Source organism: Neisseria sicca 4320, from assembly GCF_000193735.1.
Taxonomy (GTDB): domain Bacteria; phylum Pseudomonadota; class Gammaproteobacteria; order Burkholderiales; family Neisseriaceae; genus Neisseria; species Neisseria sicca_E.
The window spans coordinates 1-11,320 of sequence record NZ_AEPF01000061.1; the positions used below are offsets into that span (position 1 = coordinate 1).

Annotated in this window: 10 protein-coding genes; 3 read left to right on the forward strand and 7 right to left on the reverse strand. The window is 50.2% G+C overall.

Going from position 1 to position 11,320, the window contains the following annotated elements; translation table 11 throughout:
* Positions 1 to 299: 299 nt before the first annotated feature.
* The 3 genes from NSCA4_RS0106835 to NSCA4_RS0106845 form a co-directional block, all read right to left on the reverse strand.
* A complete protein-coding gene (locus NSCA4_RS0106835) occupies positions 300 to 2,075 on the reverse strand; it encodes an extracellular solute-binding protein (protein ID WP_016687448.1) in 1,776 nt (591 codons plus the stop codon).
* An 84-nt stretch (positions 2,076 to 2,159) separates the two neighbouring features.
* Positions 2,160 to 2,687, reverse strand: a complete 528-nt coding sequence (locus tag NSCA4_RS0106840) for a hypothetical protein (protein WP_016687449.1) — start codon at positions 2,685 to 2,687, stop codon at positions 2,160 to 2,162.
* A 260-nt stretch (positions 2,688 to 2,947) separates the two neighbouring features.
* The gene (locus NSCA4_RS0106845) at positions 2,948 to 4,186 is read right to left on the reverse strand and encodes a YihY family inner membrane protein (RefSeq protein ID WP_016687450.1); all 1,239 of its coding nucleotides are present in this window, start codon (positions 4,184 to 4,186) and stop codon (positions 2,948 to 2,950) included.
* Positions 4,187 to 4,325: 139 nt separating this feature from the next.
* Here NSCA4_RS0106845 and wrbA point away from each other — a divergent pair, with 139 nt between their 5' ends.
* The gene (gene wrbA / locus NSCA4_RS0106850; protein ID WP_016687451.1) at positions 4,326 to 4,928 is read left to right on the forward strand and encodes an NAD(P)H:quinone oxidoreductase; all 603 of its coding nucleotides are present in this window, start codon (positions 4,326 to 4,328) and stop codon (positions 4,926 to 4,928) included.
* A gap of 97 nt (positions 4,929 to 5,025) precedes the next feature.
* On the opposite strand, the gene NSCA4_RS0106855 is transcribed toward wrbA, so the two are convergent.
* From NSCA4_RS0106855 to NSCA4_RS0106870, 4 genes are all read right to left on the reverse strand, one after another.
* Positions 5,026 to 5,826 carry a sulfite exporter TauE/SafE family protein gene (locus NSCA4_RS0106855; protein WP_016687452.1) on the reverse strand — a complete coding sequence of 267 codons (801 nt, stop codon included), beginning with the start codon at positions 5,824 to 5,826 and terminating at the stop codon, positions 5,026 to 5,028.
* A gap of 24 nt (positions 5,827 to 5,850) precedes the next feature.
* Entirely contained in the window at positions 5,851 to 6,759 is a 909-nt protein-coding gene (locus NSCA4_RS0106860; protein WP_016687453.1) for a TauD/TfdA family dioxygenase, read from the reverse strand.
* A gap of 221 nt (positions 6,760 to 6,980) precedes the next feature.
* Positions 6,981 to 7,604 (reverse strand): alpha/beta fold hydrolase, encoded by a 624-nt coding sequence (locus tag NSCA4_RS0106865; RefSeq protein ID WP_016687454.1) that lies wholly within the window; start codon positions 7,602 to 7,604, stop codon positions 6,981 to 6,983.
* 229 nt (positions 7,605 to 7,833) lie between these two features.
* On the reverse strand, positions 7,834 to 9,057 hold the full coding sequence (locus NSCA4_RS0106870) for a sugar MFS transporter (RefSeq protein WP_016687455.1): 1,224 nt from the start codon (positions 9,055 to 9,057) through the stop codon (positions 7,834 to 7,836).
* A gap of 250 nt (positions 9,058 to 9,307) precedes the next feature.
* On the opposite strand from NSCA4_RS0106870, the gene NSCA4_RS0106875 reads away from it, so the two are divergent.
* Together NSCA4_RS0106875 and NSCA4_RS0106880 are read left to right on the forward strand one after the other, a co-directional pair.
* Positions 9,308 to 9,718, forward strand: a complete 411-nt coding sequence (locus NSCA4_RS0106875; protein ID WP_016687456.1) for a YqaA family protein — start codon at positions 9,308 to 9,310, stop codon at positions 9,716 to 9,718.
* Positions 9,719 to 9,821: 103 nt separating this feature from the next.
* Positions 9,822 to 11,015 carry an amino acid aminotransferase gene (locus tag NSCA4_RS0106880; RefSeq protein ID WP_029609606.1) on the forward strand — a complete coding sequence of 398 codons (1,194 nt, stop codon included), beginning with the start codon at positions 9,822 to 9,824 and terminating at the stop codon, positions 11,013 to 11,015.
* Positions 11,016 to 11,320 lie beyond the last annotated feature (305 nt).

Genomic DNA, 11,320 nt, shown 5'->3' on the forward strand with positions numbered 1-11,320 from the left:
GCTTTATGGTTTTAGGTAAAATCAAATTAGTGCAGTTTGTAGAGCCACCCTCTCCCTAACCCTCTCCCGCCGGACGGGAGAGGGGGCAGGTCGCAGATAAAAACAAGGTCGTCTGAAAACTTTGAGAAACTCGTTAACGCTCGTGTTCAGACGACCCCTTTCCAATCAAAGCAGGTTTGGAATAACTGAACCCGTAGTGTGGGCTTTGCCCACGAAGTCCGCCATCCAACGACCAAATCAGACAACAGTCGAACCTGCTTTCATCTCGTGGGCAAAGCCCACGCTACGGATTGCCCCTCCTATTTCCACCAGCCCGTACTCAGCGGGAATGTTATCGGATCGTAATACTTCGGCAGTTGTTGCGGGATGCCGAGGTTGTTGCGGTAAACGACGCGGTAGCGGTCGGCGTACCAGGCGGGGACGATGATGTATTGGTGGCGGATGGTGCGGTCTAGTGCTTGGGCGGTGGTTTTCAGCTCTTCGCGGTTGGTAAAGCTGCCGAAATGTTTGAGCAGCTTTTCGACTTCGGGGCGGCACACGCCGGCGAGGTTTTGGCTGCCGGGGATTTTGGCGGCTTCGCAGCCGAAATAATCATATTGTTCGTTGCCCGGGCTTTCGCTGTTGGCATAGACGGTAATGGTCATGTCGAAGTCGAAATCGTTGAGACGCCTTTGGTATAAGGCGGGGTCGGTAACGCGGATGTTCATGGTGACGCCGATTTTGGCGAGGTCGCGCTGCCATTTGGCGGTAATGCGTTCGTAGGTTTTGGAGGCGGTCAGGAACTCGAAGGTCAGGGGTTTGCCTTGTGTGTCGGTCAGTTTGCCGTTTTTATAGCGGTAGCCTGCTTTTTCCAAAAGGGCGCGGGCTTTGAGCAGATTGGAGCGTATGCCTGTTTTCGGGTCGGTTTGAGGCGGTTCGGGGACGGGTTGGTTCAGGACGGCGGGATCGAGGGTGTTGCCGAGGGACTGGAGCAGTTTTAGTTCCGCGCCTTGCGGTTTGCCTGTCGCCGCCATCTCGCTGTTGGTGAAGAAGCTGTTGCTGCGGCGGTATGCGCCGTAGAAAATGCGGGCGTTGACGCTTTCAAAGTCGAAGCTCTCGACCATCGCCTGCCGCACGAGGATGTTGTTGAACGGGAGGCGGCGCATATTCATAACAAAGCCCTGCATGCCGGCGTTGCTTTGCTGCACCCATTCGTGTTTGCCCAAGCCGCGTTTGGCGAGCATTTCGCCGGGATAAGCCCGCGCCCAGTTTCGGGCGATGTTTTCATAAACGAAGTCGTATTGTCCGGCTTTGAGTCCTTCGAGGCGGACGCTGTTGTCTTTGAAATATTTGAAGCGGACGGTGTCGAAGTTATATCTGCCTTTGCGGGTCGGGAGGTTTTGCGCCCAGTAGTTTTTGTCGCGCGCGTATTCGCTCATGCGTCCGATGTCTGCTTTGACGAAGCGGTAGGGGCCGGAGCCGATGGGCATTTTGTTTGCGCCTTTTTCCAGCCCTTCGGGATAGCTTTTATGCGAAAAGACAGGCAGTTGCCCCAAGACCATGTGTAATTCGGCATTGCGCTGTTTGAAGCGGAAAACGACTGTCCTGTCGTCGGGCGTTTCGACTTTGGCAACATCGCTCCAGTATATGCGGTAGGAGGGATTGGCGGCTTTGTCTTGGGTAAGCAGGCGGAAGGAGGCGGCGACGTCTTTGGCAAGCACGGGATCGCCGTTGTGGAATTTAGCCTTCGGGTTGAGTTTGAATGTTGCTGACAGCCCGTCTTCGGCAAGTGAAAAGTCTTCCGCCAGCAGCCCGTACATGGAGAAAGGTTCGTCCCAACTGTTGTCCGTGAGCTTGTCCACGGTCAGCATGAGAACGCCGACTTCTTTGTCGCCTTTGAGGGTGAACGGGTTGAACGTATCAAAACCGCCCTGCATCGGCAGGGAAAACACGCCGCCTTTGGGCGCGTCGGGATTGACGTATTCGTAGGCGCGAAAGTCGGCGGAATATTTCGGCTCCTGCCCCAAACCCAAACCGTATGCGGCAAAAGCGGTGGCAGAGGAGAAGGAAAGCAGGAGGAGGAAGAGGGGTTTCATAAGGTTCCAAACCAAACGGGACGATGAAGCCCGATTATAGCAAAAGGTCGTCTGAAAACCGTTTTCAGACGACCTTTTGCTTAATTATGGTTTTGGCAAATAAGGTTTGCCATTACACTTAATGTCTTTTTCCAAAACAGAAAATTCTGCTCTGAATTTGTCCGCCAGTTCGACGGCGGCTTTTCGCTCTTCTGCATATTTGCCAAAGCCGAATTTAGGCAATTTACCTTCCGCATCCCGATAACGTTGGCTGAGTTTTTTACACTCTTCTTGATGAGCTGCGATTTTATCTTTCATCCCCACGTCAATCTTTTTATAACGACTTTTGTCAACATACATCTCTTTTCGATCATCTGAAAGGTTGATCGGCATTTCACCGAATAATGTACTGATGCCTAACTTACCGTCCCGTTCGACTAAGACAGTGGCCTGAGGTTTGCCCGTTAAGAAACTGATGTCGGTGAGAAAATAATTGCCGTTTTCCTTTTTAATCTCGACAATATTCTCTCTATTGATGTCTTGCTGACGCCAATAACCTACATAATCGTCAGTACTTTTCCCGCACGATGCCAATAAAACAGTAGCGCAAACCGCCAAAATCAAACGTTTCATACCGATTTCTCCATAAATTTAAGATTGATAAAGCAGGACAAATATAATATTTTTTTTTTAAAATTTGTCAAATATATAGTGGATTAACAAAAATAGGACAAGGCGACGAAGCCGCAGACAGTACAGATAGTACGGCGAGGCGAGGCGAGGCAACACCGTACTGGTTTAAAGTTAATCCACTATAATTTTCAAAACCATCTTTCAGGCAATAAGAAAAGGTCGTCTGAAACCGCTTTCAGACGACCTTTTGCCGGTATCAATCAAGAGCGTTTACGCTTTCTCGCACTTCCCGTATATGAAGCGAACTCAGCCAGCGTCATGTCCAGATTCTTCAGACAAGGCCTCATGACCGCATCGAAGGTACGGCTTACTTCATCACGCCGGCCTGTTGAACGACGATAAACGAAGAGCTTGAATAGCTCGCCCAGTTCGATCGAATCGGCACTTGTTTTCAACACCCAGCCCTGACGGCCGTTGTAGATATAGCCGTTTTGCGCAAGCTTTTCCAGAAGCTCGCCCAATTCATCGTAACCCATATTGATATATTCTCTAAACTCCTGGACAGCCAGCGCCCTACCCTCTTCTTGCGCATCATTCAAGAGGATCAATATTTTCAGCACATCATCAAACCGCCTGCTCGAATCCAAATCCCTGCGAAACGCCTCTCCCTGCCAATAAGACAGCGACGAAGTCAACACCGCGCCGCCCAACAGCAGCGTCCACAGCAAATTCAGCCACGCCAGGAAAAACGGCACGGCGGCAAACGCACCGTAAATCGAGCGGTAGCCGTCGAAATTGCCCATATACCAGGCAAACAGGAAACGCGCAGCCTCCAAGCAAAACGCGGTAATCAAAGCCCCTATGAATGCATGGCGACCGGGCACAAAACGGTTGGGCACGAATCGGTACAAACCCCATAGCAAAAGCGTAGCGAAAAACAGCGTGCCTAAGGTTTCCAGCACTCCCCCCATCCATTGAGGCATAAACGAAGCCAGCGCGGAACCTTGAAGCGAGCCGACCATAAAGGAAATGCCTACGCCCAAAGATAACGGCCCGAAAGTAAGCAATGCCCAATACACCAAAAACTGCATCATCCACGGCCGCTGCGTATTGACCCGCCAAATCCGGTTGAAGGTATTGTCAATCGTCCGAATCAGCATCAGAGACGTAACCACCAGCATCACACTGCCAATCGCCGTCAACTTCCCCGCCTGATCGCGAAAATCATTGATATAATCGAAAACCATATCGGCACCCTGCGGCACGATGGTCTGATTCACAAACGAGACGAAAGAATCCGACCAGCGTTCGAATACAGGAAAAATCGAAGCGACCGCTACCATCACAGTCAGTACCGGCACCAAAGCCAGAAGCGTCGTAAAGGTCATACTCGACGCCGCCTGCGGCACGCGCTCTTCGTCAAAACGCCGGACGACGAATCGCGCAAACGCGAAGAGCTTACTGCCCGACAAACCTTGCCACCATTTCAAAAACAGCATAATCTTTCCCAAAAATTAAAAATAAAAACAGCAATAATAAAAAAATTTTGCCGGAAAACCGATTCATAGCCTGCTCCGGACAAACACTTCCCCCGAAGCCCGGCTTCCCGCAAACCCACCATTATAACGGAATACCCAAATGAACCCAAATCCGCTTAAAATACTCGTCCTCTACTACTCCCAAAACGGCAGCACCCTCAACCTCGCCCGCCAAATCGCACGCGGCATCGAAAGCGTTGCAGGCTGCGAAGCCGTATTGCGTACCGTTCCCAAAGTCTCCACCGTCTGCGAAGCCGTCGAAAAAGACATCCCCGACAGCGGCGCTCCCTACGCCGCCGCCGAAGACCTCAAAACCTGCGCCGCCCTAGCCCTCGGCAGCCCCACCCGCTTCGGCAACATGGCAGCCGCCATGAAATACTTCATCGACGGCACCATCCCCCTGTGGCTCGGCGCAGAACTCGCCGGCAAACCCGCCACCGTCTTCACCAGCACCTCCTCCCAACACGGCGGACAAGAAACCACCCTGCTCACCATGATGCTCCCCCTCCTGCACCAGGGCATGATCATCAGCGGCATACCCTACACCGAATCCGCCCTCAGCAGCACCAGAAGCGGCGGCACCCCCTACGGCGCGTCCCACGTTGCCGGACACGACGGCAAACCCGTCCTGACCGCCGAAGAAAACGACATCGCTTTCGCACAAGGCAAACGGCTGGCGGAACTCGCCGTCAAGTTGGCTTAAGGCGGACAGCTCAGCAATCCAATCTGCCACAAACTAAAAGGTCGTCTGAAAACCTGATTTCCAAGTTTTCAGACGACCTTTTATCAATTACTGCCCGTCAAGCCGAAAAAGCCTTATATGCCATCGAAGCAATAATCAGCAAAACCGTTACCACCAAAACCTTACGGATAATTTCCCCGTCTGAATTGATAGCATGGAGGCTGCCGAAATGGTTGCCCAACAAATTTGCCAAAATCATCGGGATTCCGATTAGGAACGCCATTTTTCCCGCTATCAAGAAAGCGACGAATGCCCCGATATTGGAAGCAAAATTGAAAATCTTGGAAGTAGCCGAAGCCTGCAACAACGACAATTTGTTAATGACAAACAAAGCGATGATGAAAATGCTGCCCGTACCCGGTCCGAAAAAACCATCATAAAAACCAACAATCAGACAAGTGAAAAAGACGGCGACGGCAGATTTTTTTATCTCGCCGCGCTCATCGCCTTTTTTCAGCAAAACACCTTTGAACAAAGTTGCCAGCAAGCCTATGGGTAAAAACGCAAGAATGATGTAATTGATGGTTTCCACCGGCAGAATCAGAATGACTTTCGCCCCGACAAACGCCCCGATTAAAGCCGCAACGATGCCGACCGGCACAATGCGCCATACAATCGAACTGCTTTTCATAAAATTTTTAATCGCAGCCACCGTCCCGATGGTGCTCACCAATTTTTCCTGCGCCAACGCGACCTGCGGCGGCAAGCCGACCATCAAAAACGCAGGAATCAAAATCAGCCCGGCTCCGCCCGCAATAGCATCGACGTAGCCCGCAATCAAAGACGCGGCAACCAATAGGAAAAGACCGAGATAAAAATAATCGGCAATAATGCTGCCGGGAATAAATAATTGTTCCATGGATTTGTTTCCTCTTCATTAGATTTAAATTTTCGTATGCAGGTGATGTTTACACGAAACATCTAAGAAATACTCATCAGGGCATTTCTCAAATAATCCGAATACCCTTAACAGCCATCGGTCATTGCCATCAAATTTGGGTTTAAACCCATTTCTTGTATGCAGTGTTCTCTGGTTATCAAAGGTAACAACCTGACCAGGCTTAAGATGCAATGATACCCACTTTTTAGGATCTAAACTTACCCTTTTAAATTTTTCCAATACTGAATTATATTTAGGATTGCTTGCCCTAACGTTATGATAATCAAATCTTGAAACATATAAGCCATTCTCCCTTTTACGCAATAAAGGTAATTTATCTATAGATTCTTGTTTTTCAAAAGATGCAGGTCTATTCACTGTAAACTCAGCTTCTTCTAAAAGTTTAATCTCTTCTCCTGATAATTCACCTAAAACGTCATCTAATTTTAAAATACTAGTTGCAACGTTATCTTGCTGTCTCAAGCACAATAAACTCAATGTATCAGGTACTGGGCTTCGAAAACCAGCCTCTCCACGCAATCTTAAATCAGGGTTATCTACATGAGGATAAAAGTCCAGAGAAGAACCGTAAGAGCTGATCTGATTCTCCAAACCTACCCTTGGAACAACATGTCTGATTAGACGACCATCATTTTCTCCCTGATAGACCACTGGATACATACCTAACAAACAAACATATCCTAATAGATTTATAACTGATTCAGGTATCTCTGAATTTTTTATAAAACCAGTTTGGATCGGAGTCGGAGGTAGATTTGAATCAATTTTCAATTCGGAAACAACAAACCCATTATTATCTAAAACCTCCCTATCTTCACGATACTCTCCCGAAAAACGTAATTCATTCATACGTTGAATTGCTTTTAAATAAAGCTCTGAATTTGTATTCATATTTCATCCTTTATAAGCTAACAATTACTGAAAAAAGTATTTCTAGATTAATTATCATTACCTGCTTTGTCAACACTATTTATTTTCGTAAAAATAAACCATAAATTGGTTAACCGATTCAAGTGGATTCATCTGCAAAAAGGTCGTCTGAAAACCTGATTTCCAAGTTTTCGGACGACCTTTCTACTATTTTCAAGTTCTCGCCATCCCATCCCATGTTTTTACCCATGATTAAACCGCCCCTCGCGCAAAAATGTTGCGGTTTGCTCGGCGGTAATGTGTTTGAACAGCATACCGCTGTGGCTGACGGGCAAGATAACGTGGTCGCGCATATTCGGGCAACGGGTTTCGCTGACCATAACCGTGCCGTCGTGTTCGCCGTGCAAACCCAAGACGCGCCCCAGTCCTAGCGGTTTGTTGCCGGCGATACTGCCCAGTTCGATATGTTCGGGCAAATCGGGCGTGCCGCCGTCGAGCGCATCGCGATAAGCGCCGCCGAGTACGGGGGTTTTCAATCCGAGCCGGAACACCCTTTGCGCAGCCCGGCTGCCTTGGTGGGGCGTGCCGAAGGTAACGATGCGTCCGGTGATTTTCTCGGGGTGGGCGGCGGCAAAGTGGCGCAACACCAGCCCGCCCAGACTGTGTCCGGCAAAATGCAGAGGCTCGCCCGTATCGTGTTTTTCAACAAATTCCGCCAACGCCTGCGTGTGCTGCGGCATGGTTTGCCAGACGCTGTAATAACCGAACAGGGCAACGTCAAAGCCTTGTTTCTCCAACATATCCGCTAAAGGTTTCATCACCCAAGAGTGCATATACAGTCCATGCAATAAGATGATTTTTGACATGAGAAGCTCCTGTATTTTGCCGTAAGCATTATGCCATAAGTCAGTCAGACCGTATTGCGGGCGTGTTTTGTCTTTTGAAAACGGGCTTAAGCTCCGGTTAAAATCTGTTGCCGTATTTTCAGACGACCTTGGTTTGAGCGGATCGGGTTTAAAAGTCCGTTCCAAAGAAAAAAGGTCGTCTGAAAACCTGATTTCCAAGTTTTCAGACGACCTTTTGTTCATACAACACTTACTCGTCGGCTTTGTAACCTTTGACGGCAAAGAAGACGATATAGAGGTAGCACACGGCTGATACGACAAAAGACGACATCAGGCTGTAAGTATCGACCGCCCAACCTTGTACGACCGGAACAATCGCACCGCCGACGATGGCAGTACAAAGTACGCCGGAAGCGGCATTGGTGAATTTACCGAGGTTTTTGGTCGCCAGCGAGAAGATGGTCGGGAACATGATGGAGTTGAAGAAGCCGATGGCAAGCAGTGCCCACATAGCGACGTCGGCATTGCCTTTACCGGTCATCATGGCAATGATGAGCAGGACAACGGCGATAGTGGCGTTGAAGGCAAGGTAGCGGTTGGGCGCGATTTTCGCCATAACTGCCGAGCCGAGGAAGCGTCCGACCATAGCACCGCCCCAATAGAACGACAGGTATTGGGCGGCGGAAGCGTGATCCAATCCTTTCAGGAAGCCCAAGACGTTGACCATCAGCGAGCCGATGGATACTTCCGCGCCGACGTAGCAGAAAATACCTGCCGCACCGAGGACGAGGTGTTTGTATTGCCACACGCTGTGTTTGCCGTCGTGGTTGTGTTCGCTTTCTGCTTCGGCGATTTTACGCGCGTCAGGCAGACGGATCATTTTCACAAAGACGGCGAGGATAACCAACAGACCTGCCAGACCCAAGTAAGGGATTTGAACGGAGGAAATCTTTTCGGCTTTGCTGACTGCCTGCGTCGCATCCGCCAGAATCAGGAACGCGCCGATTTGAGGGGCGATGGTCGTACCCAATGAGTTGAACGCCTGCACCAAAGTCAACGTAGCGGATTCTTTGCCCGGTTTCGCCAACAGGGTTACATACGGGTTACCCGCAACCTGCAACAGGGTTACACCTGAAGCAAGAATGAAGAGCGCGCCCAAGAAAGTCGGGTAAGAGTGGCTGCCCGCAGCAGGATAAAACAACAAGCATCCGACGGCGGTCAGCAAGAAGCCGCCGATGACGCCGTTTTTATAGCCGATTTTGCCGACGAGATGCCCCATCGGAATCGACATGATGGCATAAGCGGTAAAGAAGCAGAACTGAATCAGCATCGCCTGAACATAAGTCAGATCGAAAATTTCTTTCAGATGCGGAATCAAGATGTCGTTCATGCAGGTGATGAAACCCATCATGAAGAAGAGCGTGGTCAGGACGACCAGCGCGGGGTTATGGTTTTGTTGTGATGGCGTAGACATGATTTGCCTTTCGATTTATTGGAATTGACCGTACAAACAGTTAATATCCGTTAATAACGGGCTGAATCATACTGGCTTTTGCCATTATTGCAAACACTGAAAACACGCCGACTACATCGAGTTTCAGCAAGATTCTGTCCGATAAAGTATTTTATAGACAGAATCAGTCTAAATTTTACAAAAAATCTACCCGCAAACGACTTAAAATCTTATTTCAGACGACCTTTGACCTGACGCAAACTTATCCGCCATGCCCCTCATTTACGCCTATCTCGGACTCGCCGCCTCCGCCTTTACCTCCGCCACCATCCTACCGGGCACGTCCGAAGCTGCCTTCGCCGCTTTCATCTACAACTATCCCGAACAGGCATACGGCGCGTGGTTGTGCGCCGGACTGGCAAACGGCTTGGGCAGCATGGTTTCCTATTGGATGGGGCGGCTGATTCCGTCCAAGAAAAGGTCGTCTGAAAAGACCCTGCGCCTGCTCCAACGCTGGGGAACCCTGCCCCTTTTGTTTGCCTGGCTGCCCGTTATCGGCGACGCGCTGCCCATTGCCGCAGGCTGGCTCAGGCTCAACCCCTACACCTCCGCACTCATGCTCCTGACCGGAAAAATCCTGCGCTACGGCATCATCCTCGCCGGCATCAAAGGCATGATGTAGCACGTTGCGACAAAACCTGCCGCATTCATTTTCAGACGACCTGAAACAGCGTAAAATCCCAAAGGAAATATCCCGTCCCTTCATTTTTGCAAAGCGAGAGATCATGTTCTTGAATCACATCGAAGCCGCCCCCGCAGATCCCATCTTAGGCTTGGGCGAAGCATTCAAAGCCGAAACCCGCCCCGAAAAAGTCAACCTCGGCATCGGCGTTTATAAAGACGCATCCGGTGCGACCCCCATCGTCAAAGCCGTCAAAGAAGCCGAAAAACGCCTTCTCGAGAGCGAAACCACCAAAAACTACCTCACCATCGACGGCGTTGCCGACTACAACGAACAAACCCAAATCCTCCTTTTCGGAAGAGACCACGAAATCGTCGCCAGCCGCCGCGCCAAAACCGCCCAAAGCCTCGGCGGCACAGGCGCATTGCGTATTGCCGCCGAGTTCGCCAAACGCCAACTAAACGCACAAACCGTCTGGATTTCCAACCCCACATGGCCCAATCACAACGCCATCTTCAAAGCCGTCGGCATCCAAGACAAGCCCTACCGTTACTACGACGCCGCCAAACACGATTTAGACTGGGACGGCATGATTGAAGACCTGAGCCAAGCGCAAAAAGGCGACGTCGTCCTCTTGCACGGCTGCTGCCACAACCCCACCGGCATCGACCCCACGCCCGAACAATGGGAAACCCTTGCCAAACTCTCCGCCGAAAAAGGCTGGCTGCCCCTGTTTGACTTCGCCTACCAAGGCTTCGGCAACGGTCTCGAAGAAGACGCATACGGCTTGCGCACCTTCTTGAAACACAACAAAGAATTGCTCATCGCCAGCTCCTATTCCAAAAACTTCGGCATGTACAACGAACGCGTCGGCGCATTCACCTTAGTCGCAGAAGACGAAGCAACCGCCGCCCGCGCCCACAGCCAAGTCAAAACCATCATCCGCACCCTCTACTCCAACCCCGCCTCCCACGGCGCGAACACCATCGCCCTCGTGTTGAAAGACGCGGATTTGAAAGCACAATGGATTGCCGAACTCGACGAAATGCGCGGCCGCATCAAAGCCATGCGCCAAAAATTCGTCGAGCTGCTCAAAGCCAAAGGCGCAAATCAAGACTTCGACTTCATCATCGAACAAAACGGCATGTTCTCCTTCAGCGGTCTCACGCCCGAACAAGTCGACCGCCTGAAAAACGAGTTCGCCATCTACGCCGTGCGCTCCGGCCGCATCAACGTCGCCGGCATTACCGATGACAACATCGACTATCTGTGCGAAAGCATCGTGAAAGTGTTGTAATCCGCATCAGGCAATACCAAAAGGTCGTCTGAAAACCTAGGCTTCAGGTTTTCAGACGACCTTTTTTGACAACACGGATTCGGGCTAAGCCAAACCGTAACGCAGGCTGAGACCTTTGCAAAAATAGTCTGTTAACGAAATTTGACGCATAAAAATGCGCCAAAAAATTTTCAATTGCCTAAAACCTTCCTAATATTGAGCAAAAAGTAGGAAAAATCAGAAAAGTTTTGCATTTTGAAAATGAAATTGAGCATAAAATTTTAGTAACCTATGTTATTGCAAAGGTCTCAGGCTATGGCCGCGAA